The following is a 26,991-nucleotide window of genomic DNA, read 5'->3' on the forward strand; positions in this document are numbered from 1 at the left end:
AACATCAATCGTTGGCGGCGGCAGGCTTGAAGCCCATCAGTACACCGATGTCCACGCGCAGGCCGATGGCGTAGACGAGCAGGTTCTTCGGCAGTACCGGCGTCTTCGGGATGCTCGAATTGTCCGGGTGCACGATGTACTGCACGCTCGGCATCAGCTCCAGGCCCTTGACGATGTGGTAGCTGTAGGTGAGATCGGCCGCTGTCTGGTGGCGCGCATTCCAGCCGCTGCCGCCCAGCTTGGCACGCTCCTCGGCGAGAAACGCCCGCTCGGCCGAGGTCAACTCGAACTCGGAAATGTTCAGGCCCACCGTGTCGTAGGGACGCGACGCGAACGGACCGGTCATGACGAAGCCGGCATAGATCTGCTGGCGCATGATTTCCTGCTGTTCCAGCTGCTGCACCCAGCCGCCGAACACGTTGAAGCTGCGCGGCGAGTCCGGGTCCGGACGCCAGATCACCTTGTCGCCCATCATGTAGATGCCGTCGCGCACGTGGTTGTCGGTGGCGGCGGTGCCGCCTTTGATACCCAGCGGCTGTCCGCGCGTGTTGAGGTTGATGTCGGTCAGCGGGGCCGTGCTCACATAGGCGCCGCCCTTCAGCTCGAACGGATACTGCTCGGCGCGCGGATCGTTTTTCACCCAACCGAATTCGACCGGAACGGTGTAACCGGTGGCATGTTCGATGCCCCAGTTCAAGCCGTTGCTGGGTTGGATGGTGGGATTGACCTCGAACGCACCCATGTCGACATAGGTGTTCTCGGTGGTCTTGTACTTCACGTTGCCGCCCCAGGTTGCCGACGGCAGCAGGCTGAGGCCGGTTTCCGAGACCAGCATGCGCGGCTCGCCGCAGGTATTGGCGGAAGTGAACTGGCAGTTCACCACCAAGTGGCCGAAGTAGGTGGTGCTGCCCAGGCGGCCGACCTGGATATCGAGCCGGTCGTCCAGGCCTTTGTACTCGTACGAGAACAGGCCCAGGTGCCAGCGCGTATAGGGATTCTTGTAGATGTACTGCTGCTTGGTATAGGTGCCGGTGACGAGCGCGTTGAGGCTCAGGCCGTAATCGCGATAGACGGTGAAGTGCAGGGTGGATCCCGTCCATCCCCACATCTTGGCCAGGTCCAGATCCGCGCCGATATAGAACTGGCCCACGTTGTGGCTGCCCTGGTAGACGCCGCCGGTGGTGTTCTTGGCGTACTGGTCGACCAGGCTGGCGCGGATGTTCACGCCGTCGTCGATCAGGCTCTGCACCCAATCCGGGCGAGGCAGCGCGGGTTCCTTGTAGGTCGCCCTCGGCGGCGCCGCGGCGGCATCGCCACCGCTATTGTCCTGCTGCGACGTCGCATAGGTGTCGGCCCAGTTCGCACTCGGACCGGTGTCCGCCGCGGCCGGCACATCTTGCGCATGCACGGCGGGCACCAGTAGCGCGGCGATCAGGCCGAGATAAAGCGATTGTCGTGTCATCAAGCCTTTCATTGACGCAATCCTCCCCATCGCGGCGCCCAGGGGAGCCGCGAACTCAAGTTGTTTTGAGGGCATGATCGTTCTGCTCGTCAGCCCGCTCGTAGTTCTCGTTGAAGCCTGTCGAGGTCCACTGCTTTCTCCCAGCGGCCGACGACGACGGTGGCAACGCAATTGCCGACGATGTTCACGAACACGAAGGCGGCGGACAAAATGCGGTGCACACCAAGAATCAAGGCAATGCTGCTGACGGGAATGGTCTTCGTCGCCGCCAGCGTGAGGGTCAGTACGGCGATGGCCGAGCCCGATACGCCCGCGCCACCCTTGGACGTGAGCAAGAGGATCAGCAGGAGGCCCAGCTGCGCCTGCCAGCCCAGCGCGGTATCGGTGGCCTGCGCCAGGAACACCGTCACCGCCGCGAAGTACAGGCAGGTGCCGTCGTGATTGAAGCTGTAAGCGGTAGGCAGCACCATGCCGACCACCGATTCGTCCACGCCCAGCCGGGTGAGTTTTTCGGTGAGCTGCGGGAACACGCTTTCCGACGAACTGGTACCAAGCACCAGCACCAGTTCCTCGCGGAAATAGCGCATCAATCGCAGCAGGCTGAAGCCACAGGCGTAGGAGATCGGCGCCAGCACCACCAGCAGGAACACGGCGCAGGTCAGCACGAACTCACCGACCAGCTTGCCCAGCGGCAGCAGGCTGCTGATGCCGAACTTGGCGGTGGTGAAGGCAATCGCGCCAAAGGCCGCGATCGGCGCGAGCTTCATCACCACGCGGATGATCCAGAACAGCGTTTCGCGCACCACGTCGACCACGTGCAGTACGGGCTGCCCCTTCTCGCCGAGGCTGGCCAGGCCGCAGGCGAACAACACCGAGAACAGCAGGATCTGCAGGATGTCGCCCTGGCTGAAAGCGCCCACGGCCGACGTCGGCACCAGGTTGGTCAGGAACTCGCCGAAGCCGTGCGGCGCCACTTTTGTGGCGTCCACCGAATCCACGCCGTGCTTGAGCGTGGCCAAGTCCACGTGCATGCCGACACCGGGCTTGAGCAGATTGATGGCGACCAGGCCGATCACCAGCGCGATGCTGGTGACCACTTCGAAATACACCATCGCCTTGAGCGCGATGCGGCCCACCTTGCCCAGGTCGCGCACGCTGGCAATGCCGTGCGTCACCGTGCAGAAAATGATCAGCCCCACCACCATCTGGATCAGGCGGATGAAGATGTCGCCGAGCGGCTTGAGTGCGGCGCCGACATTCGGCCACAGCACGCCGACCAGCACGCCCAGCACGATGCCGGCCAGCACCTGGAAGGTCAGGTCTCGATAGAGCGGTCGCCGTTGCGAAATCATGTGGGCTTGGAGATTTACCGGTCGGGTCATGATGCAACTAACTCTTGGCAAATGCCGCGTCAGCGCTGCGTGTGGCGGTGCCGTCGTTCATGTCAGGCCATGTTTCCTTTCAGCAAGGCATCGGCTGGGCCAAGCACCTCGTCGAAGCTGAGTTTCCGGGGCAGCAGCGCCTGTTCCAGGCAGGCATCGATGATCCACTCCAGCGGAGCGCGCAAGGCGTCGAAGCCGGACAAGGTCTTGCGTGGACCTGCCTCAGGCGTAGGTTGTTGGTGCTCCGCCTGGGCCAGCAGGTTGTAAGCGGCCCGCACGGCGGCAGGTTCGCGCGCGCAGACATCCGCGCTGGCGGCCACCACGTGGTTGATCGGCACGAAACCGTGCTGCTGCGCCCAGGCCAGGTCCCGCGCCCTGGCGTTGGCGATCACCGGCACGTAGTCGTCGCCTTCGGGAAGGTCGTTGCCGAAGATCGCGGCATCGATGTCGCCATCGTGCAGCATCTCGAGCAGGCCCTTGCCGTGCGCAGGATGTTCGACGAACGACGGATCCTGGTACTGCTCCACATGGGCCGGGTCATGGGTGATCCAGCGGATATCGGGCGTGGCCAGGCCATAGTCTTCGACAAGATGTGCGCGCACCCACATGCCGGTGGTCTGCGTGTACGAGCGCACGCCAATACGCTTGCCGCGCAACTGCTCAGGTTTCACCTCGCCGTGCGGACGATACGAAATCAGGCAGCCGCGCTGAAAGCGCGACGCCACCACCACCGGCAACAGCACCACCGGCCGCTTGAATGCGACGGCCTGAAGCGCGGTGACGATGGCCAGCTCCGAGAGGTCGAATGCCGCTTCGCGCACCATCGGGGCAAAGGCCTGATGGATCGGGTTGATCTCGGTGAAGTCGAGCGTCACCTGGTCGCTCTTGAGCGATCCATCCTTCAGCGGCGTGGTCAGCGCCGTGGTCTTCAACACCGCTTTCAGGTGCACGGGCTGGCTCATGCCACGACTCCCGCCAAGGCCGGGTAGATGCGTGCCACGGTGCCGCCGAGAATCATCGCCTGCTGGTCGTCGGGCAGGCTGGACAGTGCTTCGCGCGCGCTTGCCAGCAGCTCGCCAAGCGAACCTTCCGTTGCCGGGAAGTTGGAACCCCAGGCAATGCGTTCGGCGCCAAAGGTTGCCACCAGTTTTTCCAGGAACTCGGCCGGAGTGGAGCGGCCTTGTGCGGCGGACGCGAGCGTGCGGTTGGTCAGCTTCAGATGCACGCCCTTGAACTGCGCCATCTCGAACAAGGCCTGCGCGGCGTCGTACGGCGCGCCATCATCCAGCGTCGGGCGGGCGCAGTGATCGAGCAGCACGCGCGAGTCCGGAAAACGTTCCAGCAGGTTGCGCAGCGTGGGCAGGCCCTGCATGGTCATCTGCAGGCACACGGGGATGCCTTTGCGTTCGGCATGTGCCCACGCCGGATACGAATCCGGATGGCCCAGCCAATCCGACTGCCCGGGCATGGTGGTGCCGGTGGTGAACAGGCGGAAGCCGTGCAAGCCCTCGGCCTCCCAATGATCGATCCGCTCCACCGCATCGGGCGCCAGCGCATCGATCGAGTACACGCCCACCAGGCGCTCCGGATAGGCGCGCACCGCATCGACCACATAGCGGTTGTCGTGGCCGTACACGGTCGACGCCTGCACCACCACGGCTTTGGCGACGCCGGCCTGGTCGAGTGCCTTGACCACGCCCTCGGCGTCCACGGGGCGCTGCTGCGACCACTCCGACTGATGCCCGCCGATGGGGGCCTTCGGGTATTTGGTGTTATCGGGAGCGATGGCGTGCAGGTGCGAATCGATGATGTGCATGAGTAGCGCGAATCCATGGTCTGCGGTGTCAGGCGCCAGAGGCGTCTTTCTTGCGATGCAACAATCAGCAGATCAAGGGAGGCGTCAATCGGCGGGCTTTTTATGCTGCGTTGCGCAACGAAAAGACAGCCTTCAGACTTTCGACTTTGATATCGACTGTTACGGGGGTCTTCGCCCCTTCGCATTTCGGGATCGGAAGTTGCGCCAAATCACTAGTGTTGCCAAATTCGTTTTACTATCGGGTCATAAGTAAATGCTATTAATTGTCCATGGATAAAATTTACGCGCTGAATCTTCGCCACCTGGACGCGCTGAGCGTGATCGCCCGCGCCGGCAGCATGAGCGGTGCCGCGGAGCAGGTGAGTCTTTCGCAGCCGGCGCTCGCGCAGGCGGTCGGCAAATTGGAGCGCAACCTGGAGATACGACTGTTCGAGCGCGCGGCGGCCGGCATGCGTCCCACCGTCAGCGGGCAGGCCTGGATCGTTCGCGTCGAACATGCACTGCGCTATCTCACGCAAGGCGTGCGCCTGGTGCGCCGCTCGGCGCGCCTGGCGCCGCTGGACCATATCGAGCGGCGCGTGAGCATGATTCAACTGCGCGCGCTGGTGGCGGTGGAGAACTTCAGCAGTTACGCCGTCGCCGCCGAACAGATCGGACTATCGCAACCGGCCGTGTACCGCGCCGTGCGCGAACTGCAGGATGCGCTGGGCGCGGAGTTGCTGGTACGAGCGGGGCGTGCTGTGCGGCCTACCGATCTGGCCAGTCGTTTCGTGCGCTTCGTGCGTTTGATGCTGGCCGAATTGCGCACCGGGCTGGACGAAATCGCCGCCGGCAAGCACGGCGGCGGCCGCATCAGCATCGGCACCTTGCCGATGGCGCGTTCCGTCTTCCTGCCCGATCTGCTGGCGCGATTTGCGCAGGAGCATCCCGGCGCCTCGGTGGAAGTGCGCGAAGCGCCCTACGGCGAACTGCTGATTGCGCTGCGCCATGGCGACATCGATCTGGTGATCGGCGGCGCCATGCGCTATCCCGCGCCTGCCAACGACGTGGACCAGGAAGGCCTGTTCGACGATGAGCTGTCCATCGTCGGCAACAGCGCTCATCCGCTGAGGCACAAGCAGCGCGTCACCATCCAGGATCTGCTTGCCTATCCCTGGGCCGTACCGGCGCTGGGCGTGCCAATGCGGCGCAATTGGGAAACCTTGTTCCGCACCCACGGTGTCGAACCGCCCACGCCGCGCATCGAATGCGGTTCGGTGCTGGTGACGCGCGGACTCATGCTCAAGGGTGAATGGTTGACGCTGATGTCGGCCGACCAGTTCCTGTTCGAACGCCAGGTCGGTGCATTGGCCGAGATTCCCATCGAGGGCGGCGTGCTGCGCCGGCGCATGGCCATGGTCCGGCGCAGCGACTGGCGTCCCACCGCCATGCAGGAACGCTTCGCCGCGATGGCCCGTGAAATGGGCGAGGAACGCACGCGTCTGGAAGTGGAGCGCAGCAGTCAGAACTCCAGGCGATAGGAGACCTTCACCAAGGCCTGCTCGACCTTCCGCAGATCGAAACTGCGTCGAAAGTTGGAAGTGGCGTTGTCGTCGGCGATATCCGAATCGTAGCCACCCCGGTTGTACACGACGTAGATATCCGACAGCGGCGCGATCTCATAGCGGTAACGGATCTGGAAACCGAGGTTGACCACGCCCAGCGGTTCGATCGGTTCGTTGCTGGCGATGGCGCGGCCATCGCGGTCGATCTCGTAGGCCTGCCGCAGATGGCCGCCGACGCCGAGCGCCTGCAACTTGACCCGCAGCTCCTGGCGCGTTCCGAAGTTCCAGTTGAGACCGGCATTGACACCATAGGTCTTGCCATCGAACGCGCCCACCACATTGTCGTGCTGCCAGATCATCCAGTACGGATCACGCTCGTAGCTTCCGCCGAGGAACACGCTGAAGGCATCGCTGATGAAATACGTCGGCAGCCACTTGAGCAGATAGCCCAGGCGCCGCGCGCCGGTGAGTTCGTTGCCCGTCACGGTGCCGTCGAGGGTCCACGACCAGTTGCCGATGCGCGGGCGGGTACGCTCATACGTCAACGTGACATTGGGCGGCAGGTGCAAAGGATTGCCGCCGCGCGTGAGCAGATCGTCGTATCCGGCCGTGTCTACGCGCAGCTGCCAGATTTCCTCGCCACCATCGCGACGCAAGCTGTCGCGGGTCAGGCGAAGTTCGCGCTCCAGGGGCAGGCCGTGCGTGTTGTTCATCACCGTGATGCGGTAACGCCAGTAGTGCGAGCTGTAGGACGAGTCGGGCGACAAGCCGGTGAGGCGCTCGCGCACTTCGTAATGGCCGTAGTTGAAGCCATTGCGGTCCAGATAGCCGAAGTCGTTGACGTCTAGGCTGTCGGTGAAGTGCATGCCCAGCCATTGCTGGCTCCATACCGGCGACAGCTCGTTGTTGATCACCGTGGTCGCGCCGGTGCCGGTGCTGTTGTGTCCGGGCTGGTCGATGTGGCTGGCGATGATATTGCTGGTGATGTCGAAGCTCGCGCTCGGCTTCCAGCGATGGTCGATGCCCAACACATTGGCATAGCGATCCAGCCAGGGATGCTCGACCGTGGTGGCCAGCATGCCCAGGCTCTGATCGCCCATGTACTGGCTGATGCGCAACGCGCCGAACGTGCGGCCCGCGTCGCCTTTCTCCTGGGCGGCGAGCACGCCATAGCTGGTGGCGCCCACGCTGCCGTTGAGTTTCACCGCGCCGGCAATGTCCGCCGGCCCCGAACCGTCGTCGGATGTGCCACCCACGCGCCGCGTATAGACCAGCTGGGTATAGTCATCGAGCAGGCTGAAATCGAAGATGCCCTGGTTCTCGGTGAAGAACGGCCGCTTGTCGGTGAGGAAGGTTTCCTCGGGCGTGAAGTTGATCACCAGGTCGTCGCTCTCGACCTGGCCGAAGTCCGGATTGATGGTGGCCGTGAGTTGCGTCTGCCCGTTCGGCTTCCACACCACGTCGGCGCCTTCCTGGAACGAGGTGCGGCCGCGAACACGGTCCGTGGTTGCCACCAGATACGGCGTGACCGCAAACATCGCCTGCGTATACGCCGGTATCTCGATGCGCTTGAAGTCGGACAGGAAGCGCGGCTTGCTGAAGCTGGCCACCGGCCAGGCCATGCGCTCGCCCGTGCTGGCGACGATGCGGTCCAAGTACAGGCCAATGGTGCGCTTGCCGTCGCTGGCGGCGCGCATCTGCGCGACGTACCAGGGAATCAACACTTCGACCGACCAGCCTTGTTCGTCTTCGCTGACCGCGTGGTCCCACACGCCGTCCCAGTCGTAGCTGAAGGTCGATTCGTTGGTGATCACTTCGTCGGCAATGCCGCCGGTCGAGGTGACTTCGAAGTCGTAGCCGGTACGGCCGTCGCCATTGAAATCCACCATCACGTTGATGCGGTCGACCAGGGCGTCTTCGTCGCGACGCGTCTTCTGGTGTGTACGCGGCACGCCAGGTGGCTGGGTGGCGCGAATGGCGATGGCCAGGCCCTTGGGCGTGGACAGCACCCACGCTTCGGTGGGCATGCTGCCGGGCTTGCCGGAAAGCGGCTGCACGTCGCGGAAATCGGTGATGTGCAACGCACCGGCCCACTCGGCCGGATCGATATGGCCGTCGATTTCAACGGCACCTGCAGCAAGGGACAACACGAGCAGGGCGAACAACAGGACAGCGCGAAATGGCATGGGGATTTCATGGCGATGTGACGGGGATCAGATGCGTTGGATGGCGAACCGGTTGTCATGACCAATGGCCCACACGCGCGCATGCTGGCTTGAGTGCTGCGAATGCATGGAGCAATCGCCATGCCATCCTGCGAATCCCGCTAAGCAGTTGTTTCCTGGCGACGCCGCGCTTGCGTTGCGCGCCATGCACTGATGTCCGCGTACATCCCTGAGTGTCCGCGGACAGCTTAAGCATGGCTCGCGCGCAAGCAGCACAGCGATTTGGCGCTGGCATGCGCCGTGCTTGCCTTGCAATGGAGTGGACCCGTGGCCTGGCCGTGTGTCGCTCGAGCATTCGTACGTCGCGCGCGGAAATCCGGCGTGGCGCCCATCGATCATCCGTCTCTGTTTTCATCGCACCGAAGGAGAAAACGTGCGTCGTCTACTACTTGGATTGCTTGTCGTCGCCAACCTGTGTCCCGTCGCCGCAACCGCAGCAGAACCTGCTTCCACGGCCTTCGTCCATGTAAATGTCGTGCCGATGGATCGCGAACGCGTGCTGCGCGATCAAACCGTGATCGTGGAGGGCGACCGGATCGTCGCGATCGGCCCGCACCTTGCCGTGCCGGCGAATGCACGCATGATCGACGGCCACGGGACGGCGTATCTTTCCCCCGGCCTGGCCGACATGCATACGCATTCGGAGACGCGCAACGATCTAGGCGTCTACGTGGCGCAGGGTGTCACCACGGTGCTGCAGATGGGCGGCGCCCGTTCCGGCTTTCTCGACAGCACCGTACCTGCTGCCAACAAGGGAGCCATTCCGGCTCCGCACGTCTACGCCGCCTTCCTGGTCGACGGAACGCCCGACTACAACGGCTTCCTGATCAAGACCCCAGCCGAGGCGCGCGCGATCGTAGGTTTGGCCAAGACCAACGGATACGACTTCATCAAGGTCTATGTGGGCCTGGCGCCCGACGTGTTCGACGCGCTCGCGGAGGAAGGGCATCGCCTTGGCTTGCCCCTGGTCGGCCACGGCGTGACCTCCGTTCGCCTCGAGCATCAGCTCGCTGCCGGGCAGGTGCTGGTGGCGCATGCGGAGGAGTTTTTCTATACCTACTTCACCCCCAGGGGCGTGGAGGAAACCGATACGCCGCCGGACATCAAGCGCATTCCCGATGCCATCGCGCTGGCCAGGAAGTACCACGCGACGGTGACCGCCGACATGGCCACTTACGCGGCGATCGGCCACCAGATCCAGCATCCCGATGTCGTTGCCGGCTTTCTTGCGCGTCCCGAATCCGCCTATCTGTCGCCGAACGATCGCCTCGCCTGGCAGCGCAGCGACTACGTCAACAAGACGGCGAAGCTGGACGCGAAGCTCGCCTTCCTGCGTTCGATGGTGAAGGCCATGGCCGATGCCAACGTGGAGCTGGTCACGGGAACCGATGCGCCTGCCGTGCCGGGCATGCTGCCGGGCTTTTCCCTGCATGACGACCTGGACGAACTCGAAGCCTCGGGGCTGACGCGTTTCCAGGCACTTTCCGCCGCGACCCGAAACCCTGGCGCATTCATCGCACGGACGAAAGGAGGCGAGCCATTCGGCATCGTGGCTGCAGGCGATCGCGCCGACCTTGTTCTCTCTTCCGAGAATCCGCTCGATAATCTCTCCACGCTGCGCACCCCGCTGGGCGTGATGGCGCATGGCCAATGGTGGGACGGCCAAGGGCTCAGGCAGATTGCTGATGGCGTGCGCGATAGCTATCGGCGTGCTTCGGCCATGCCGCCGGCTCAGTAACTGTCTAGCGCCGCCGGCTCGAAGGCCGGCGGCGCGGTCGATGAACCCCGAGGAGCCTGATGATGATCGAAGGCATAAGCCATGTGACCTTCGTTGTCCGCGATCTGGACAGGATGGCGACGTTTCTATGCGAGGGACTCGGGGCAGAGGAGGTCTACGACAGCCTGGGCCGCAACTTCTCCACTTCGCGGGAAAAATTCTTCGTGCTCGGCGGCGTGTGGATCGCCGCCATGGAGGGCGAGCCACTCGGGGAGCGCAGCTACCGGCACCTGGCGTTCAAGGTGTCCGCGCAAGCGTTGCCGGAGTTCGAGCAACGGCTGCGCGCGCTGGGCGTGGAGATCAAGCCGCCCCGGGCCAGGGTGGAAGGCGAGGGTGCCTCGCTGTACTTCTACGATTTCGACAATCATCTGTTCGAACTGCACACGGGAAGCCTGGAAGAGCGACTGGCGCGCTATCGGCTCGCGTGCTGATTCAGAGATGGCCGACCGCCAGGGTAAAGCTCTGCAGGAAGTGGAAATCGGGACGGCGCAAGGCGAAGTCGGGATGTTGTGGATCGCACAGACGCATCATCTCTTCGTAGTCGCTGTCCGATAGATACGGCTGCAGCCGATCTCCCCAGGTGCCGCGGAAGATCGCTTCCACCAGATAGTTTTCGTCTTCGACCCGCAAGGGCGCGACGCGTTCGATCATGAAAGTGCGTACATGCACCTGCCTCAGCCCTGCCTGCCGCAGCAGACCCACGATGGCGCGAATCCAGGTCAGCTCGCGTTCGTCGAGTCGGTAGCGATCGCGGTAGTACTGCCGGACGGCCTCGTTGACCAGGCGCTCAAGGCGCGAATCCCAGGCAAAGACCATATCGGGCAACAGCGCACTCTGGCCGAGCGCCAGCCGACCGCCAGGGCGGATCAGCGCGAGCAGGGCGTCGAGGCCGGCGGCGGGCGAACGAAGATGGTTGATCGCGTTGACCGACCAGACCAGGTCGACGCTGGCGGGGGCGATCGGCGGATCGAGCATGTTTCCCTGCAGCACCAGTGCTCCGTTCTCCGGTGCGATCAAGTGGGCCGCCTTCAGGTGCGGCACTGACAGGTCCATGCCGATGACGGCGCCCTCCGGGCCCACTTCGTCGGCGAGCCAGCGCAGTGCCTCACCGGTGCCGCAGCCCGCGTCGAGCACGCGCATGTCGGGCTTCAAGGCGAGGCTCGCCATGGCCTGGCGAATTTCCGGTTCGGCAAACGCATTGAACCGCCGGAGCTTGCCGGCGTAGTCGCGCGATGGCGTGTCGCCAAGCAGTCCCGTTGCGGTGGCCGATCCAGTCATAGGTTCACGCATGAATAGGGCAGTGCCATGGCGGATGAATACGCGTCAAACCTGCCTCGCGCCAGTGCAACGGCCTGCGGGCGTGCAGCCGCCACGCTAGCGGCAAATGTCGGCCAGGAATACTGCCGAGGCAGCGAGCCGTGACCTGTCATTAGTCATGTGTCCATCGACACGGGTCGCTGGCGCCCCCGCTGGCTATCCTGCGGCGTTGTTCCATATCGGGACGTCCATCGGACTTTGCGTTGGCATGGTCCCGGGCAGTGGCTCGATATGCGCTGGGGCGTGCCGGTTGCGGCACCTATCGGGACACAGTGATGCAACTTACTCGACGTCAGTTTCTCGCGGCGGCGGCTGCGCTCGGTGCGGCTGCCATCTGGAGCAGGCCAGGTTTTGCGAAGTCGAAGGTGGCGTGGCGCGAATGCCGGGAGCGCTATCCCGAAGGCGTCGCGTCGGGCGATCCCAACCCCGATAGCGTCATGCTGTGGACCCGCTATCCCTCCACCGATCCGCGCAAACGCTGGTCGTTGCAGGTGGAAGTGGCCGAAGACGCGGCGTTCGAGCGCGTGGTGGCCACCGGCAAGGCGAAGGTTTCCATCGAGTCGGACTGGACCTGCCGGGTGTTGATCGGCGGACTGAAACCGGCCCGCGAGTACTGGTATCGCTTCACCGACAACGAAGGCAACGGCAGCCGCATCGGCCGTACCCTGACCGCGCCGGAAGAGGGCGATACGCGTCCAGTGCGCTTCGCATTCGTCTCCTGCCAGAACGCCAATATGGGCGCGCAGAATGCCTATCGCCGGATGATCTACGAAGACGAGCGAGCTGCTCCCGAGGATCGCCTCGGCTTCGTACTGCATCTGGGCGATTTCATCTACGAGATCGTCTGGTATCCGGAAGACCGCCCGCAAGGCATGTATGACCGCCACATTCGCGACGTCGTGCGTTATGCGCATGGCGAGAAGCACGGCGACTTCCATGTGCCGACCACGGTGGACGACTATCGCTCGATCTATCGCGCCTATCTCCACGATCCCGATCTGCAGGATGCGCGGGCGCGTTTCCCCTTCGTACCGATCTGGGACAACCACGAATTCAGTTGGCTGGGCTGGCAGAGCCTGCAGAAATTCGACGGCCAGACCCATCCGGCGCAGACCCGCAAGGTCGCCGCCAACCAGGCGTGGTTCGAATTTCATCCCGCCCGCGTCAAGACCACCGGCGGCTCGCTGGAATGGTTCGCGCCGCCTCGCGTGACCGATACGCCGATCGAGCATTTCGATGACGCGGGACTGGGCCAGGAAGCGAACAACCTGGCAGCGTTGGCCAGCCTCACCGGCTATCGGTCGTTGCGCTGGGGCAGGCATGTGGAGCTGGTCATCACCGATCAGCGCAGCTATCGCTCGGAAGAGCCGATGGACCGGCCGGAGGCGAAGGTTTTTTCAAGCAAGGATTTCCCGGATTTCATTCCCCAGGAAGTACAGGAGATTCTCGACGCCGGCCGCAGCTACAACCATGGCAAGCCACCCGAATCGATCCGCTACGGCGATCAGCAGGTGGCCAATTTCAGGCGCGAGACGCCCGCGCAAACCATTCTGGGTGCCACGCAGAAAAGCTGGTTCCTGCAGCAGCTGAAGGCATCCAACGCTACGTGGAAGGTCTGGGGCAATACCACCGCCACGCTGGATATGCGCGCCGATCCGCAGAACCTGCCCAAGGGTTTGACCAAGCCGTGGCCGGGTGCCGGTTACGCAGGCTTTGGCGGCGGCGATCACAGCAGTGCCTATGTCGAGCGCGCCGAAATCTACGACTTCGTGGCGCGCGAAGGCATTACCGGATTCGCCACCGTAGCCGGCGATCGACACAGTTTCTGGGCCGGCCTGGCCGCCAAGGCGTTGCCGCCCAATGCATTCGAACCGGTGGGCGTCGCGTTCGTGGTCGGCTCGATTTCCGCTCCCGGCATGGTCGAAGCGATCGAGCATGGCTTTCCCAAGGATCATCCGTTGCGTCCGCTGTTCCTCGCCGACAGGCAGGGCGCGGCCAAACCCGAGCCAGCCGTCAATATGCTGCTGCGCCATGGCGTTCGCTCCTGCCTCGAGTACGCGCACAGCGGTGATCTGGCGAAGGCACGGGCGGCGAGCAATCCCGACAATGCGCCGCATCTGAGCTTCGTCGATATGGGCGGCCACGGCTATGCGGTCGTGCACGCATCGAGCGACATGCTCGAAACGGAGTTCGTCTGCCTGCCACGGCCGATCGAGCGCAGCGATCGCGAGGACGGTGGCGCCTTGGTCTATCGCGTGCAGCATCGTGTGCCGCTATGGGAGAAGGGCGAGTCGCCGCGGCTGGAACAACGCATGCTCGAGGGCGATGCGCCGTTCTCGATTTGATCCGTCACGGCTGAGTCGGCTGCCGGAATGCACCCCGGTGGCCGCTCGCGATGCCAGCATGCGGGGCGAGGTCGACACTAATTTAGCCAATCGTCGAAATTTCACTTGCTTTTATTTAGATATTTAGCTAAATATCATTTCCATGAACAACGTCTTCAAGGCCTTGGCCGATCCCACCCGCCGCAAGGTGCTGGAGTTGCTTCGTCAGCGTCCGATGAGCGCTGGCGAACTGTCGGAGCATTTCCCGGTTTCGCGGCCGACCATGTCCGCGCACTTTGCCGTGCTGCGCGAGGCCGACCTGATCGAGTCCAACAAGATCGGCACCACCATCCTCTATCAGTTGAAGTTGTCGGTGCTGGAAGACGCGCTGCTGAGCTTTAGCCAGTTGTTCGGCATCGGTGCGGTCGAACGCGCGGCAACGAAGCCGGCCGGCAACGGCCAACCCAGAAAACAACCGCGAAGGAGCTGATCCATGAGCGAGCATTCCAGTCGCCGTATCCGGCAGGACATCGTCCTGGGCCTCAAATTGGGAGCATCGATGATCGTCGTCGCCTTGCTGCTGGCACTGGCCCGCAGGCAGGGATGGATCGATCAAACGCAGGTCGTGCGTGCGTTCAACATCGTTCTCGGTCTTGGCTTTGCCGCTTACTCCAACCTTCTTCCGAAGATGTACGGACCGCCGCCGCGCTCGCTCCGTCATGCAACCCTGGCGCAGGCGGTGAGGCGCGTCACCAGCTGGACCATGACCTTGGCTTTCCTGATTTGGTCCGTGCTGTGGATCTTCGCTCCCCAGCAGATCGCAAGCATCGCTTCGGTGGCGGTCGTCATCGCCGCTATCGCGATTTCGCTCGGCTACCTGGTGTGGAAGGCGGCGGGTGGCCATACATCGAAGACGAGCTGAGGTTAGCGTGGAGCGCGTGCACAACTGTCCGGCGCGGGCTTGCCTTCGAACCGGTCGGCCATCCAATCCACCGCCTGCACCGCGCTGTCGCTGCCGATGAAGCCGTGATGGACGCCTGGCAGCTCCACATAATCGACGCGGCTGCCCGCCTCGCAAAGACGTTGCACGTAGGCCTGCGTCACGGCGGGAAGCACCAGGCGGTCAGCCGCTCCTTGCGCGATGAAGACCGGCAGTTCCGGCGGCAGCGTGCCGGCTTCGTTCTGTTCTAGCAGCGACTTCCACGGTTCGATGGTGGTGATGTCCTTCACCGAGAGGAACTGCTGCCGCAGCGGGCGTTGCGAATAGTTGCGCTCCACCATGTCCAGCGGTGATTCGATGCATTCGTTGGACAGCGCATCCACCGCGGGCATGGCTGCAGGTTCCACGACCTGGTCGATGGGCGCGCCGAATACGCGTTGCCACGACCACAAGGTCATCGCGGTGACGTTGCGACCGCCGTCGGTGTCGGCGTCGTCGCGCAGCAGGGTTTTCAGGTCCGCCGCCGGTGCAGCGGCGGCGACGCCGACCAGGTTCAAGGCCGGCGCATAGCGCTTGCTCAACATGCCGGTGAACAGTGCCGCCTGGCCGCCTTGCGAATGGCCCCAGACGGCATAGTCGGCGCTGGCATCGGCGCCGGGCAGTTCATGCGCCGCCCGCACGATGTCGATCACGGCATGCGCCTCGCTGGCGCCGACCAGATACGGGTGCGGGCCTGCGGTGCCGAGTCCGGGATAGTCGGTGGCCGCCACGATGTAGCCATGGCGCACCATGTCACGCAGTCCCATCATGGTCTGGAAGACGAATCGCCCTTCGGAAGGCGCGCAACGGGGCACGACGCCGGTGGTCGGATGAGCCCAGGCCACCACGGGACGTCCGCTGGCCGGTGCGGGCCCGGCTGGGATCACGATCACGCCCGATACCGCGATGGGCTCGCCATGCACGCCGATGGAGCGGTACAGCACGCGATACGCGCTGGCACCGAGCGGCGCGCCGTCCATGGGTTCGACCCGGATGATCGAGCCGGGCGCGCCGTTCGCCTGCGCGTCGTCGATGCTGTAGAGCGCGGCGTCGGCGCGGGCGTCACGCACGCCGGCGCCGCTCCACATCGACAGGCCGGCGATGCCGAGCACGCACAGCGCCACGGCGGTGGCGATTTTTCCTCGACGGTGCGCCATGTTCGTCAACCCACCGTCATCGCCCAGGTGATGAACGCCGTGTTGATCACGGTGAACACCATGCCGACCAGGAACACGCCGTCGGCGGTGTATTCGAGCCGATGATTGCGCTTGACGCTGCGCGTGCGCAGCGCCCAATAGGAAAGGAAGGCGGACGCCAGGTAGACCATCGTGTTGATGGTCAGCAGGTCGTCGCCCAGCACGTCCTCGCTGCGCAGCGTCACCACCACGCGAAGAATGCCGACCACGGTCAGGCAGACGCCGACCATCACCGACGAAGAGGTGAAGATGTGCACGCAGATATCGTCGTCGAGCGCACGGCGGCGCGCATCGCGCTGCTCGAGTGCGGTCACGGCATAAGGGAGCCTGCGTCGTAGCGTGTTCATGGGTATCGCTGCCATGGGTGATGGCGACGCATTGTGCCGACCGGCCGGGCAGGGCCATTGCCGGTTTGCAGGGGGTCTTTCCAAATCGAACGGTGCGGGAGCCAGCCTTGTCCCGGGGTGGACTTGTCCCGCGGCATGCATACAATGCAACAATGCATCCATACATTGCGAAAGGCCGATGGCCAAGACCCGCCCACTGAGCTGGAAACCCCGTTTGCCGGCCAATCGCGGCCCGATGTACCTGGCCATCGCCGATGCGATTGGCGAGGACATCGAAGCCGGCCGGCTGGCACCGGGCGACCGCCTGCCACCCATGCGAGCGCTGGCGGAATGGCTGGGCATCGACTTCACCACGGTGACTCGCGCATATGCCGAAGCGGCCAGGCGCGAGCTGGTGGATGCGGAAGTGGGCCGCGGCACCTTCGTGCGCAAGCGGCCGCTGCCGCCGCCGCGCACGGTGACGGTGGGTGCGGTCGAGATGAGCATGAATCATCCGCCGGAATTCAACGATCCCGCGTTGCTGGCCCGCATGTGGCAGGGCCTGCGCAGCGTGGAAGAGCGCGGCCCCGATCTGCTGATGCGTTATCAGCCGCCCGGCGGCACGGCGCATGACCGCGAGGTGGGCGCACGCTGGCTGGCCTCGCGCATCCCGGCTATCGCCGCCGACCGCGTACTGGTGACCGCCGGCTTGCAGGGCGGTCTGCACTCGGTATTGAGCATGTTGCTTTCACCCGGCGATACGCTGGCGGTGGAGGCGCTCACCTATCCCGGCGTACGTGCACTGGCCGCGCTGTTGCGCATTCGCCTGGTGCCGGTACCGATGGACGAACACGGCGTCGACCCGCAGGCGCTCGATGCGGTCTGCCAGTCGGAAGCGCCCAAAGCCTTCTACTGCATGCCCACGCTGCACAACCCGACCACCATCACCATGCCGTTGGCACGGCGCGAGGCGGTGGCCGCGGTGATGCAGCGGCACAACCTGCCGATCATCGAAGACGACGACTACGGCTCGCTGCCGACCGAGGCGCCCACGCCACTGGCCGCGCTGGCGCCGAACCTCACTTATCACATCGCCGGTCTTTCCAAATGCCTGTCACCGGCGCTGGTGGTGGCCTATGTGCTGACCCCCGACGCGTGGTCCGCCGCACGCCTCACCTCGGTGATGCGCGCCACCTCCGGTACGGTGTCCTCGTTGAGCGCGGCGGTCACCTCGCGCTGGATCGAGGAAGGCACGGCCGAGCGGGTGGTACAGGCGATCCGCGCGGAAGCGAAAGAACGCCTGGCGATTGCCGCGCGCATGTTGCCACGCTCGCAGCTGGTGATGCCCGAAGAAGGTTTTCATCTCTGGCTGCGCTTGCCCGAGCCCTGGACCAGCGGCGAATTCGTGGGCGGTCTGCGCAATGCCGGCATGGGCATCGTGGGGCGCGAGGCGTTCAGCGTGGGCAGCTCACCCGAAGCGGTGCGTATTGCGCTGGGCGCGTCGGCGACGCGCGAACAATTGCGGAGCGGCTTGGGCATGGCTGCCGATTTGCTGACGCAACTGCCGATGATGTCCTCGACCGTCGTCTGACGGTCGCCGCAGCGTGCTTACATGGTCGATGCGTGCAAGCTATGCACGCTGGCGCCGGCGTGCGACGCCTCGGCGCTGCCTGGTTCCGTCGACAACGGATGGAAGTTGTTCCGGCGCCACAGGTTCGGCGTAGTGCCGGTAAAGCGCTTGAACACCGTGGTGAAATGGGCCTGCGTGCAGAAGCCGACTTCGAGCGTCACATCGATCAGCGTGCGGTTGCTGGTCGCCAGCAAGGTCTTCGCACGATCGATGCGGCACTGGAGCAGGTAATCGTGCGGACGCTGGCCGGTGGCCACGCGAAACTGCGCGGCAAAGTGCATCGGTGACAAACCTGCCGCCGCGGCCATGTCCGACAACGTCACGGAGCTGCCCAGGTTCGCCTTCACGTAATCGTGCACGCGCTGCAGCCGCCAGCGGGGGAGCGCGATGCGGCGGGGCTCGTTGCTGTTCAGATGGGCCTGCGACAACAGGTGGAAGTAGCGGGTGACGATGGGCGCGGCGACGCGCTCGGCGTATTCGCGGCCACACATCTTGTCGTCGGCGGCGAGCAGGGCGCGCGCCAGTTGTTCGATCACGCTGTCCTGCGCCACATGCACCGGCGTCGGTGCCGCCATCAAATGCAACGAGTCCGCCGCGAGGGCCATGCGGCGCACGAAAGCCTCGGACAGATGCAGATGCAGGATGTCGCACGGCGACTCGAAGCGCGCACGCAGCTGCTGGCCCGGCGCGCTCATATGGAAGCTGCCGGCACGCCATTCGCCGCGATGCACGTCATGGGCATCGGCGCTCAGCGCCAGCTGGGTGGAGCGCATGAAGATGCTGGCCACGTAGTAGCCGCGTGGACTCTGCGCCGTGTGCTCGCGCGGCGTCGCGCGGTGATCGGCCCAGTGCGAAGCGACCACCGGCTGACCGGCCTGCTCGAGGTCGAGATCGGGCTGGCGCCAGGCGCGTTCGCCATGGACGGCCAGCGCATGACGGGTGGCGGAGGTCGCCGGATGGCGTGAATGTCGGTGGCGACCGGAACTGAGCGGCGCCCTCTGTGTGTAGATCGGATGCATCTGTCCTGCTCCCAAGATGGACAAGCAACGGAACCCCTGCATGTCCCGCGACATTGATTGGATCAATGTTGCGAGAAGGTGCGCATCGTATGCATACAATTTTGCGAAGTCAACTCGAAATTCGGCCTATGCCGGTTCCGCTCAAGCGTCTGTTTTAGTTGGCTAAAGCCCATAAATGGCAGGGATATGAGCGTTGCATACGAATAAGAATGGCCAGGCAAAGCCTTGAAAATTGTATGTATGGAACGGGTGGGCGGCTGTTCACCGGGGACTAGCAGCGGTGCGGCAGCCAAGTGCGTCAGCGGGGCCTGCAGGGTCTGGAAAGGCATCCGCAAGCAACGCGACCGTGCGATTTCGAAATGAATCCTGCGTAGCCAAAAAAGCGGGTGCGTTCCGGAAAGCGTCCGGGCGGGACCGCTGGAAGACTGCACGCCATCCGCAGCGGCGCGCTCGTTGCCTCGACCGGCGGAATCGTTCACTTCCTCGGGAATTGCACATGATCAGCAAGAGCACCACCCATGCACTGACCGCGCTGGCGTGTGCGGTCGGACTGGCCGTCGCCAGCCTGCCGTCGGCAGCCGACGATGCCACGTCTTCCGCCCAGGCCATGCCGCCGGGCGCGCCGGCAAGCGCGCCGATGACCTCCAGCCAGCTCGATTCGCTGGTCGCCCCGATCGCCTTGTATCCCGACGCGCTGGTGGCCCAGTGCCTCAACGCCGCGACCTTTCCCGACCAGGTGTCGATCGCGCAGGACTGGTTGAGCGGGCACGGCGATCTCACCGGCACGGCGTTGTCGTCGGCCGTGAATGCACAGACGTGGGACCCGAGCGTCAAGGCGCTCACCCAGTTTCCCAGCGTGTTGTCGGACCTGGCGCAGAATCTTTCCTGGACCTCCAGCCTGGGCGAGGCTTATCACAACCAGCCCACCGACGTGATGGTGGCCGTGCAGGCCATGCGTGCGAAGGCGCAGGCGGCAGGCACGCTGAAGTCGACGCAGCAGATCAACGTGGTGCAGCAGTCGCCGCAGACCATCGTGATCCAGCCGGCGAATCCGCAGGTGGTGTACGTGCCGCAGTACAACCCGGCCGTGGTCTATGGCGTGCCGTATGTGGTGCCGTATTACCGGCCGGTGTTCGTGGCGCCGTCGCCGGTGATCACCTTCGGCGGCGGCGTGTTCATCGGCGCGGGTTTCAGCGCCGGCATCGGCATCGTCGGCGGCGGCGGCGGTTTCCACTGGGGCTTCAATGCGTGGAACGTCAACTGGGGCGGTGGCGGCACGGTGATCTACAACCACACCACCTACATCAACAACAACATCTGGCACGGCAACCACTACAGCTACAACGGTTACCGCCCGTGGGGCCCGCGCCCGCACGGCCCATGGCCGTATGGCCCGCATCCTTATGGGCCGCCGGCTCCCGGCAGCGCCCGCATGCAGCGCTACGACAACTACCTGGCCAATCGCTACACCGCCGATGGCGGCGACACCTGGCGCCACGATGGCTACGGCCCGCGCGGTTCCGGTCCGTGGGCGCCCGGCAGTCCGGCCATGCAGCACTACGACAACCGGATGGCCAACCGCTATCCCGCCGACGGTGGCGACACTTGGAAGAACGGCGGCTATGGACCGATGGGTGCGGCGCGCGAAGGCTTTGGTGCGAACGGCGACGGCTATCGCCATGACGCCGAAGCCGCGCCGCATGCGTTCGGCGGTGACGATGGTCGGTTCAATTCCTTTGCCGGCAATCGCGCGCATTCGGCCTGGAGCGGCAACGGTGCGTCCAGCCGTGCGGAGAGCTTCCGCGGTCACGCCAGCATGGCGCACGCACGCATGCCGTCCTTCCACGGCGGTGGTGGCCGCCGCCGTTGAGGCGCGGTCATCCCAATCACCTTCATCCCTCTATTCGCAGGTAAACCATGACCACGGCAATTTTCCAGTCACGCGCGGCCACGCTTGGCCCGCGTCTCCTCTGCGGCCTCGCCATGGCGACGGCTGCGGCGCTTGGCCTGATCCAGTCGGCCCCCGTCTTCGCGCAAGCCATGCCGCAATACTTCAGCACGCCGGAGCAAGCCGGCCAGGCGCTGGTGGCGGCCGTGCGCGCCGGCGACGATCCGTCGGTGGCCTCGATCCTCGGACCCGCTGCCGCTTCCGTGCTTTCCAGCGGCGACGTCACCGAGGATGCCGGTGCGCAGAAGGCCTTCGTGCGCAAGTACGACGCCATGCATCGCTGGGCAATGCTCGATGATGGCAGCGAGATTCTCTACGTCGGCGCCGACAACTACGCCTATCCCTTCCCGTTGAAGAAGGACGGCGCCCTGGGCTGGCGCTTCGACGGTCTGGCCGGCACCGACGAGATCCAGGCGCGACGCATCGGCAGCCATGAGCTGCTCGCCATGGATGCCGCCAATGCCATGGCGCTGGCGGAAGAGGACTATAAGGAACGCGAACACCAGTACACCTCGCGCATCATCAGCAAGCCTGGCATGCATGACGGCCTGTACTGGGATGCTGCGAAGGACGACATGGAAAGCCCGCTCGGCAACCTGCGCGACATGCAGGCATGCGCGACCTGCGCCGAAGGCAGCCAGATCTTCGACGGCTACGTGTTCCGCATTCTCGATGCCCAGCAAAGCGGCAAGAGCTACGTGGTCGACGGCAAGATGACCGGCGGCTTCGCCATCCTGGCCACCCCGGCAAAGTACGGCGACACCGGCCTCATGAGCTTCCTGATCGATCGCGATGGCGTGCTGTACGAAAAGAATCTGGGCCCCTCGACGGAGCAGGTTGCTGCGGCGATCAAAGCCTATGACGTGCGCGATGGGTGGGCGCCGGCGGAATAATCAGTATGCCCGCATGACGGGTCAGCAGCACCAACAACAACGGCCCGACGGGGTCGTTGTTGTTTGGACGGCCAAAAGCCATCCAGTTGAGGCGATGAGGCAAGATGGGTCCCTCACCGCAACCCTCTCACCGGAGGGGAGAGTGGGAAGTGTGGTGCATCGCGAACGTCCCGCTTTACGTCTTCAGCACCGCTTTGCCCGCGATCAGAACCCGCTCAGGACGCAGCGCGCCCGCTGGTAGATCAATTCCAACGATTCGAACGATGATTTGCGTGCACCGCAATCCGGGCAGCGCCAATGGGCGGGAACGGCCTCCCAAGCGGTGCCCGCAGGAATGCCCGATGACGGACACCCCCTGCTGGCTTCGTAAACGCGGCCGCAGCGAGTGCACAACACATCGTCGACGTAGATGCGATTCATGCTGGGAAACTCCCGGATGACTGTTGGCGGGAATTTTCCTGAAGCATGCGCGGGCGCATTTGCCCGTCCGCACGTTCCTTGCCGGAACGCACGGTGGCGAACGATCAGATCACCATCTTCAACAATTGCGAGAGGATCACCTTGGCTGGAATCACCGAGAGCCAGATCGGCGCAAACGGCAGCAGTGCCGCCACGGCCAGCGATAGCGCCGCCCGCGGGTCGAACAGGATGGGCCGCATGGAATAGACGTTCGCGGTCACGCCGTACAGATCGGTGGTCGAGGAGAAGTCCGGCTTTTCCAGCGACTCCGGATCGACCACCCGGTCCGGCCCCAGCCATTTGTTTTCGAACTGCGTGCCCAGGCGACTGGCCAGCGCACCGTACTCGAAGATTCCCCGCCGCCACGCCATCAACAACATGCGCCCGAAGACCAGCGGCGGAACGAGAAAGATGACCACCACCATGATGGCGGTGGCGATCGGCGTGGCAGGATGGTCCATCGGGTTCCAGCCGAAGTGGATCACCTCGTTGGCGAACGTTCCCGCCGTGATGATGCCGATGGCCAGCGCGAGCGGGGTGAACATCCTCGGTGAGAACGCCACGAACAGCAGGCCGCCGGCCTTGTCGGGATGCGAGGCGACCAGATGCAGCCCCATGTGCGAGACCTGATGAAGAAAGCGCGTCCACACGCCCACGCGCCATACCCAGCTGAGCAGCAGCCCGAGCAACAGCGGCAGGCTGATCACCATGTGCCACCAGCCGGCCAGCGAGCGGTGTGTCGATGCCGCCGCGTAATGCCAGATCGGCAGCGCGTCCTGATGTACCGTCAGCACGATGGTGATCACAAACGCATAGACGATGAACGTCATGGTCGCCGACGGCCATACGCCCAGGCTCAGGCGCCGGGTCGATGCGACGGCGTCGTCGAAACGTTGGCGGTCGGCTTCGTCGATGATCTTGGACGTGAGGAAGTGCTGCGCGGTCAGGTCCAGCCGTGGCAGGATGATGTACTCGGAAAGAATCAGGATGGGCACGGCCAGCAGAAAGCGCGCGTGCACCGCGACATCGGTGAAGAACGCATGCAGCAACTCCTGGTGTCCGGAAACGAACGCCTGCATCGCACAAAGCACGGCCAGCGGGACCCAGGCGAAGGCCATCGCGATGAGCACGCGGCGAAAGGCCTGGGCGCGATGCGCCGGCTTGATCAGGCGCAGCCGCCGAAGCACGGCGACGTGCTTGGGTTCTTCGAAGATGCTGGCAGTGGGTTCGGTCATCCGCCTAGCTTCGGCGACACGCCATGCTCAGAAATGCCAGGTGAAGCTGAGTGCCGGTCCGCTCAGCTGCACGCGCTTGAGGAATTTGTCGTCGTCGCCCTGGTTGTATTGCACGTCGCGATAGTTGAGCGCGATATCGCCCCAGTGAAAGCCGTAGGCCACGCCGAGCATCAACTGATAGGTGTTGTCCGAACTGCCCGCGCCGACGTCGGCGTAGTAGGGAAAGAACCAGTTGCTTTCCTCAAACGGCGACCAGCGGCCGCGGATGCCTACGATGCCGTCGGTGACGTGGGTCTGGTTGTGCAGATGGCCGCTGTTGTCGATATCCACGCGCCCACCGTTGCCGGTGAGATTGAAATTCCAGTCGAGGTTGCCCTTGATCCATAGATAACGCACGCCGAACACCAGGTCGATGTAACCCTGTTGGCCGTGCGCCAGGGTGTAGAGGCCGGCGAAGTTCACCATGCCGCCCTTGATGCCCCAGCGCGTATCGAGATTGGCGCTGGCGCCGATGCGGTCGCCGCCGATGTTGGTGAAGCGGCCTTTCTCGTTGGAGAACTTCACCCAGTCGAAATCGCCGTAGAAGCCCCAGTTTCCCTTGCGCACGGTACCGTCGATCATGAAAGCGCCACTGAGGTAGTCGAACAGGTCCTTGTCGGATTTCTGGTTGACCGTGCCGCCGTTGTTGGGCAGTTGAAAACGCGTCTCCGCGCTGATGCCCGGCAGCCATCCATACGGCTGGATGCTGCCGTGCCAGTCGCCATCCCAATAGTCGGGCGTGTCCGCCTTCGCCAGGGGAGCCGCCAGGGCCGCAACGCAGGAAGCAGCCATGACGGCGCGGGTCAACGTAAAGCGCGGGAACGCAATGCGGCGCATGATGACTGTCCTCAGGGATCGGCGGGTGAGCGATATGGTCGTGCGGCGCACGCCTGGGGCACAGCGAACTACTACCTAGCGGTCCGCGGTAAATCTACCGAGTCCACTCGCCGGGCAAGCCCGTAGCTGCGCGCATAAGTAGTTTTACTGATCGTGCTTGCGCATAAATGCAGTGGTCAATCCGTCGCGCGAAGTATCAAGCTGGTGCAAGCGTGAGCTGCACGGGAGCGGCACCATGAAGACGACGAGGATCCACGGATTCGCACGGTTCGGCCTGCTGTGTCTGTTGGGCGTACTGGTCGCAGGCCCGGTGGCTGCGCAAAGCACGCAGAGTGCACCGCCTGCCGGGCAGAAGGTCTACAACAACCAGCAGCTCGACCAGATGCTCGCACCGGTGGCGCTGTATCCCGACGCGTTGTTGTCGCAGGTGCTGATGGCCTGCACCTACCCGAGCAACGTGGCCGATGCCGCCGCGTGGTCTGCGGCGCATCCCAAGGTGCAGGGCGACGATGCAGTGAAGCAGGTCTCCAACCAGAGCTGGGATCCCAGCGTGCAGTCGCTGGTGGCTTTTCCCCAGGTGCTCGCGCAAATGAAGCAGCAGCCCGAATGGGTGCAGAACATGGGCGATGCGTTTCTTGCCCAGCCGGACGACGTGATGGCCTCCGTGCAGCGTCTGCGCGCGCAGGCGCAGAAGGCCGGCAACCTGAAGACCACCGAGCAGCAAAAGGTGGTGGTGCAGCAGGCGCCAGCCAGTGCTGCGGCGCCGAGCACCACGGTGATCCAGATCGAGCCGGCCAATCCGGAAGTGGTGTACGTACCGTCGTATAACCCGACCGTGGTCTACGGCACCTGGGCCTATCCCAGCTACCCGCCGCCTTATTGGCCGCCACCGCCCGGCTACTACTATCCGGTGGCCACCGGCCTGGCAGCAGGCATTGCCTTCGGCGTGGGTGTTGCCGCCGTCAACTCGCTGTGGGGCGGTTTCAACTGGGGCCATGGCGACGTCGACATCAACGTCAACCGTTACAACAACATCAACAACGTCAACAACCGCATCAGCGGCAACGGCAACAACCGGGCGACCTGGAACCACAACCCGTCCAATCGGCGCGGCACGCCTTATCGCGATCAGGGCAGTCGCGAGCGCTATGGGCAGGGCGTGGGTGGCGCCAACCAGCGCGAGGCGTTCCGCGGCAACGATGCGAATCGTCAGCGCGCATTGCAGAGCTTTGATCGCTCCACCGGCAACGGCTCGTCGATGGCCGCGCGGCGCGGTGCGGGCGAGACGGGCGCGGCACTCAATCGTCCGTCCGGCGGCAACCGGCCTGGTGGTGGCCAGGGCGCTGCCGGAGGCGTGGATCGAGGCAACCTCGGCGCGGATCGGGGCAACGTCGGCGGTCAGGGGCGCGGCGATCTGGGCGGACAGAATCGAGGCAATGCGAGCGCGCAGCAGCGCGGCAACTTCGCTGGCGATCGCGCATCGCAGGGACCGCGCAACAACGCGTTCAGCGGCGGGCAATCGCCAGGTTCGGCGCATACGCAAATGAATCGCGGGCAGTCCAGTCAGCGCTCGATGTCGCAGTCCCGTGGCGCCGGCGCAGGTGCCGGCCGGCAGATGTCCCGACCCGCGCCGGCCCGGGCGGGTGGCGGTGGCCGTCGTCGTTGAGGAGCATGACCATGAATCGCACTCCCATGATCCGTCGCCTGGCCTTGAGCACGATGTTCTGGGCTGGCTGTGTGCTTTGCGGCGCCGCCCTGGCTCAGCAGGCGAGCTATCCATCGGCCGACGCCGCCGCCAGCGCCTTCGTGCAGGCCGTTCGCGACCATGACCAGGCCGCCCTGGCCAAGGTCTTGGGCAGCAACTGGAAAGACTACATACCCACCGAAGGCATCGATCAGGACGACGTGGACCTGTTCCTGAAGCGCTACGACGAGAGCCATCGCATCGACACGGCCGACGGCAAGGCACACCTGGATGTGGGCAAGGAGAACTGGGTATTGCCGATGCCGCTGGTGCAGGGAAGCGGCGGCTGGCACTTCGACCTGGCCGGTGCGCAGCAGGAGATACGCACACGCCACATCGGGCAGAACGAACTCGCCGTCGAACAGGCCTTGCTTGCCTACTACGACGCGCAACGCGATTACGCCTCGCAGGATCGCGACGGCGACAAGGTGCTGCAGTATGCGCAGCGCCTGCTCAGCACGTCCGGCAAGCACGACGGTTTGTATTGGCCGGTGACGGGCGACGAGCCGCCGAGTCCGCTCGGGCCGAAATTCGCCAACGTGGTGCCGGGGCAGGGCTACTACGGCTATCACTATCGCATCCTCACCGCGCAAGGGGCGTCCGCGCCGGGAGGTGCGTACAACTATCTGGTCGGCAAGCGCATGACCAACGGTTTCGCACTGGTCGCCTGGCCCGCGCAGTACGGCGAAACCGGCGTGATGAGTTTCATGGTCAGCCATGACGGCCAGGTCTTCGAAAAAGACCTGGGCAAGAATGGCGCCACGACGGCGCAGTCGATGAAGGCGTTCGACCCGGACAGCAGCTGGAAGGAAGTCGACGTCCCCGCACCGAACTGATCC

Annotated in this window: 23 protein-coding genes; 11 read left to right on the forward strand and 12 right to left on the reverse strand. The window is 64.4% G+C overall.

Features of this window, described 5'->3' with window-relative positions; translation table 11 throughout:
* Positions 1–4: 4 nt before the first annotated feature.
* From ISP20_RS11925 to ISP20_RS11940, 4 genes are all read right to left on the reverse strand, one after another.
* Positions 5–1,462 (reverse strand): carbohydrate porin, encoded by a 1,458-nt coding sequence (locus ISP20_RS11925; RefSeq protein ID WP_204636319.1) that lies wholly within the window; start codon positions 1,460–1,462, stop codon positions 5–7.
* Between the two features lie 89 nt (positions 1,463–1,551).
* Positions 1,552–2,844 (reverse strand): C4-dicarboxylate transporter DctA, encoded by a 1,293-nt coding sequence (gene dctA, locus ISP20_RS11930; RefSeq protein ID WP_204636320.1) that lies wholly within the window; start codon positions 2,842–2,844, stop codon positions 1,552–1,554.
* A 62-nt stretch (positions 2,845–2,906) separates the two neighbouring features.
* Positions 2,907–3,806, reverse strand: a complete 900-nt coding sequence (locus tag ISP20_RS11935; protein ID WP_204636321.1) for a substrate-binding domain-containing protein — start codon at positions 3,804–3,806, stop codon at positions 2,907–2,909.
* Positions 3,803–4,660, reverse strand: a complete 858-nt coding sequence (locus tag ISP20_RS11940) for an amidohydrolase family protein (RefSeq protein WP_204636322.1) — start codon at positions 4,658–4,660, stop codon at positions 3,803–3,805. The genes ISP20_RS11935 and ISP20_RS11940 overlap by 4 nt, the downstream gene beginning before the upstream one ends.
* Positions 4,661–4,929: 269 nt before the next feature.
* Here ISP20_RS11940 and ISP20_RS11945 point away from each other — a divergent pair, with 269 nt between their 5' ends.
* Complete coding sequence (locus ISP20_RS11945; protein WP_204636323.1) at positions 4,930–6,180, forward strand: LysR family transcriptional regulator; 1,251 nt, start codon at positions 4,930–4,932, stop codon at positions 6,178–6,180.
* Here ISP20_RS11945 and ISP20_RS11950 read toward each other — a convergent pair.
* Complete coding sequence (locus ISP20_RS11950) at positions 6,162–8,390, reverse strand: DUF5916 domain-containing protein (protein ID WP_204636324.1); 2,229 nt, start codon at positions 8,388–8,390, stop codon at positions 6,162–6,164. The two genes, ISP20_RS11945 and ISP20_RS11950, sit on opposite strands and share 19 nt — an antisense overlap.
* Positions 8,391–8,802: 412 nt before the next feature.
* Between ISP20_RS11950 and ISP20_RS11955 the strand changes: the two genes are divergently transcribed.
* Positions 8,803–10,167, forward strand: a complete 1,365-nt coding sequence (locus ISP20_RS11955) for an amidohydrolase family protein (protein WP_204636325.1) — start codon at positions 8,803–8,805, stop codon at positions 10,165–10,167.
* A gap of 62 nt (positions 10,168–10,229) precedes the next feature.
* Positions 10,230–10,637, forward strand: coding sequence for a FosX/FosE/FosI family fosfomycin resistance hydrolase (fosX, locus tag ISP20_RS11960; protein ID WP_239535812.1), 408 nt, complete (start codon positions 10,230–10,232; stop codon positions 10,635–10,637).
* 1 nt (position 10,638) lies between these two features.
* On the opposite strand, the gene ISP20_RS11965 is transcribed toward fosX, so the two are convergent.
* Positions 10,639–11,484: a class I SAM-dependent methyltransferase gene (locus ISP20_RS11965; RefSeq protein ID WP_204636326.1), complete on the reverse strand. Its 846-nt coding sequence runs from the start codon at positions 11,482–11,484 to the stop codon at positions 10,639–10,641.
* Between the two features lie 314 nt (positions 11,485–11,798).
* Between ISP20_RS11965 and ISP20_RS11970 the strand changes: the two genes are divergently transcribed.
* The 3 genes from ISP20_RS11970 to ISP20_RS11980 all read left to right on the forward strand — a co-directional run bounded on the left by ISP20_RS11970 (position 11,799) and on the right by ISP20_RS11980 (position 14,769).
* Entirely contained in the window at positions 11,799–13,868 is a 2,070-nt protein-coding gene (locus ISP20_RS11970; protein ID WP_239535740.1) for an alkaline phosphatase D family protein, read from the forward strand.
* Positions 13,869–14,010: 142 nt separating this feature from the next.
* Positions 14,011–14,337 carry an autorepressor SdpR family transcription factor gene (locus ISP20_RS11975; protein ID WP_204636328.1) on the forward strand — a complete coding sequence of 109 codons (327 nt, stop codon included), beginning with the start codon at positions 14,011–14,013 and terminating at the stop codon, positions 14,335–14,337.
* Between the two features lie 3 nt (positions 14,338–14,340).
* The gene (locus ISP20_RS11980; protein WP_204636329.1) at positions 14,341–14,769 is read left to right on the forward strand and encodes a hypothetical protein; all 429 of its coding nucleotides are present in this window, start codon (positions 14,341–14,343) and stop codon (positions 14,767–14,769) included.
* A gap of 2 nt (positions 14,770–14,771) precedes the next feature.
* On the opposite strand, the gene ISP20_RS11985 is transcribed toward ISP20_RS11980, so the two are convergent.
* Positions 14,772–15,983: a lipase family protein gene (locus ISP20_RS11985; RefSeq protein ID WP_204636330.1), complete on the reverse strand. Its 1,212-nt coding sequence runs from the start codon at positions 15,981–15,983 to the stop codon at positions 14,772–14,774.
* Between the two features lie 5 nt (positions 15,984–15,988).
* On the reverse strand, positions 15,989–16,369 hold the full coding sequence (locus tag ISP20_RS11990) for a hypothetical protein (protein WP_239535742.1): 381 nt from the start codon (positions 16,367–16,369) through the stop codon (positions 15,989–15,991).
* A 178-nt stretch (positions 16,370–16,547) separates the two neighbouring features.
* Here ISP20_RS11990 and ISP20_RS11995 point away from each other — a divergent pair, with 178 nt between their 5' ends.
* Positions 16,548–17,939 (forward strand): aminotransferase-like domain-containing protein, encoded by a 1,392-nt coding sequence (locus ISP20_RS11995; RefSeq protein WP_204636331.1) that lies wholly within the window; start codon positions 16,548–16,550, stop codon positions 17,937–17,939.
* 17 nt (positions 17,940–17,956) lie between these two features.
* Here ISP20_RS11995 and ISP20_RS12000 read toward each other — a convergent pair whose 3' ends face one another.
* Positions 17,957–18,997: a helix-turn-helix domain-containing protein gene (locus tag ISP20_RS12000; RefSeq protein WP_204636332.1), complete on the reverse strand. Its 1,041-nt coding sequence runs from the start codon at positions 18,995–18,997 to the stop codon at positions 17,957–17,959.
* 496 nt (positions 18,998–19,493) lie between these two features.
* Here ISP20_RS12000 and ISP20_RS12005 point away from each other — a divergent pair, with 496 nt between their 5' ends.
* Both ISP20_RS12005 and ISP20_RS12010 read left to right on the forward strand, forming a co-directional pair.
* The gene (locus ISP20_RS12005; protein WP_204636333.1) at positions 19,494–20,867 is read left to right on the forward strand and encodes a DUF3300 domain-containing protein; all 1,374 of its coding nucleotides are present in this window, start codon (positions 19,494–19,496) and stop codon (positions 20,865–20,867) included.
* A 47-nt stretch (positions 20,868–20,914) separates the two neighbouring features.
* Positions 20,915–21,838, forward strand: a complete 924-nt coding sequence (locus ISP20_RS12010; protein ID WP_204636334.1) for a DUF2950 family protein — start codon at positions 20,915–20,917, stop codon at positions 21,836–21,838.
* A gap of 204 nt (positions 21,839–22,042) precedes the next feature.
* On the opposite strand, the gene ISP20_RS12015 is transcribed toward ISP20_RS12010, so the two are convergent.
* From ISP20_RS12015 to ISP20_RS12025, 3 genes are all read right to left on the reverse strand, one after another.
* Positions 22,043–22,258: a rubredoxin gene (locus tag ISP20_RS12015; RefSeq protein ID WP_204636335.1), complete on the reverse strand. Its 216-nt coding sequence runs from the start codon at positions 22,256–22,258 to the stop codon at positions 22,043–22,045.
* Between the two features lie 104 nt (positions 22,259–22,362).
* Positions 22,363–23,532: a hypothetical protein gene (locus tag ISP20_RS12020; protein ID WP_204636336.1), complete on the reverse strand. Its 1,170-nt coding sequence runs from the start codon at positions 23,530–23,532 to the stop codon at positions 22,363–22,365.
* Between the two features lie 27 nt (positions 23,533–23,559).
* Positions 23,560–24,408, reverse strand: a complete 849-nt coding sequence (locus tag ISP20_RS12025; protein ID WP_204636337.1) for a hypothetical protein — start codon at positions 24,406–24,408, stop codon at positions 23,560–23,562.
* 235 nt (positions 24,409–24,643) lie between these two features.
* Between ISP20_RS12025 and ISP20_RS12030 the strand changes: the two genes are divergently transcribed.
* Both ISP20_RS12030 and ISP20_RS12035 read left to right on the forward strand, forming a co-directional pair.
* Complete coding sequence (locus ISP20_RS12030; RefSeq protein WP_239535744.1) at positions 24,644–26,074, forward strand: DUF3300 domain-containing protein; 1,431 nt, start codon at positions 24,644–24,646, stop codon at positions 26,072–26,074.
* Between the two features lie 11 nt (positions 26,075–26,085).
* Positions 26,086–26,988: a DUF2950 domain-containing protein gene (locus tag ISP20_RS12035; RefSeq protein WP_204636338.1), complete on the forward strand. Its 903-nt coding sequence runs from the start codon at positions 26,086–26,088 to the stop codon at positions 26,986–26,988.
* Positions 26,989–26,991: the final 3 nt, after the last annotated feature.

The organism is Dyella kyungheensis, assembly GCF_016905005.1.
Taxonomy (GTDB): Bacteria; Pseudomonadota; Gammaproteobacteria; order Xanthomonadales; family Rhodanobacteraceae; genus Dyella; species Dyella kyungheensis.

Bases quoted from the DNA above. Each gene is read 5' to 3' on its own strand.
- ISP20_RS12025 (WP_204636337.1), bottom strand. From the start codon at position 24,408: ATGCGCCGCATTGCGTTCCCGCGCTTTACGTTGACCCGCGCCGTCATG.
- ISP20_RS11945 (WP_204636323.1), top strand. From the start codon at position 4,930: ATGGATAAAATTTACGCGCTGAATCTTCGCCACCTGGACGCGCTGAGC.
- fosX (WP_239535812.1), top strand. From the start codon at position 10,230: ATGATCGAAGGCATAAGCCATGTGACCTTCGTTGTCCGCGATCTGGAC.
- ISP20_RS11950 (WP_204636324.1), bottom strand. From the start codon at position 8,390: ATGCCATTTCGCGCTGTCCTGTTGTTCGCCCTGCTCGTGTTGTCCCTT.
- ISP20_RS12000 (WP_204636332.1), bottom strand. From the start codon at position 18,997: ATGCATCCGATCTACACACAGAGGGCGCCGCTCAGTTCCGGTCGCCAC.
- ISP20_RS11985 (WP_204636330.1), bottom strand. From the start codon at position 15,983: ATGGCGCACCGTCGAGGAAAAATCGCCACCGCCGTGGCGCTGTGCGTG.
- ISP20_RS11980 (WP_204636329.1), top strand. From the start codon at position 14,341: ATGAGCGAGCATTCCAGTCGCCGTATCCGGCAGGACATCGTCCTGGGC.
- ISP20_RS12020 (WP_204636336.1), bottom strand. From the start codon at position 23,532: ATGACCGAACCCACTGCCAGCATCTTCGAAGAACCCAAGCACGTCGCC.
- ISP20_RS12010 (WP_204636334.1), top strand. From the start codon at position 20,915: ATGACCACGGCAATTTTCCAGTCACGCGCGGCCACGCTTGGCCCGCGT.
- ISP20_RS11965 (WP_204636326.1), bottom strand. From the start codon at position 11,484: ATGACTGGATCGGCCACCGCAACGGGACTGCTTGGCGACACGCCATCG.
- ISP20_RS11995 (WP_204636331.1), top strand. From the start codon at position 16,548: ATGGCCAAGACCCGCCCACTGAGCTGGAAACCCCGTTTGCCGGCCAAT.
- ISP20_RS11940 (WP_204636322.1), bottom strand. From the start codon at position 4,660: ATGCACATCATCGATTCGCACCTGCACGCCATCGCTCCCGATAACACC.
- ISP20_RS12015 (WP_204636335.1), bottom strand. From the start codon at position 22,258: ATGAATCGCATCTACGTCGACGATGTGTTGTGCACTCGCTGCGGCCGC.
- ISP20_RS12035 (WP_204636338.1), top strand. From the start codon at position 26,086: ATGAATCGCACTCCCATGATCCGTCGCCTGGCCTTGAGCACGATGTTC.
- ISP20_RS11975 (WP_204636328.1), top strand. From the start codon at position 14,011: ATGAACAACGTCTTCAAGGCCTTGGCCGATCCCACCCGCCGCAAGGTG.
- ISP20_RS11925 (WP_204636319.1), bottom strand. From the start codon at position 1,462: ATGACACGACAATCGCTTTATCTCGGCCTGATCGCCGCGCTACTGGTG.
- ISP20_RS12005 (WP_204636333.1), top strand. From the start codon at position 19,494: ATGATCAGCAAGAGCACCACCCATGCACTGACCGCGCTGGCGTGTGCG.
- ISP20_RS12030 (WP_239535744.1), top strand. From the start codon at position 24,644: ATGAAGACGACGAGGATCCACGGATTCGCACGGTTCGGCCTGCTGTGT.
- ISP20_RS11990 (WP_239535742.1), bottom strand. From the start codon at position 16,369: ATGAACACGCTACGACGCAGGCTCCCTTATGCCGTGACCGCACTCGAG.
- ISP20_RS11935 (WP_204636321.1), bottom strand. From the start codon at position 3,806: ATGAGCCAGCCCGTGCACCTGAAAGCGGTGTTGAAGACCACGGCGCTG.
- dctA (WP_204636320.1), bottom strand. From the start codon at position 2,844: ATGACCCGACCGGTAAATCTCCAAGCCCACATGATTTCGCAACGGCGA.
- ISP20_RS11970 (WP_239535740.1), top strand. From the start codon at position 11,799: ATGCAACTTACTCGACGTCAGTTTCTCGCGGCGGCGGCTGCGCTCGGT.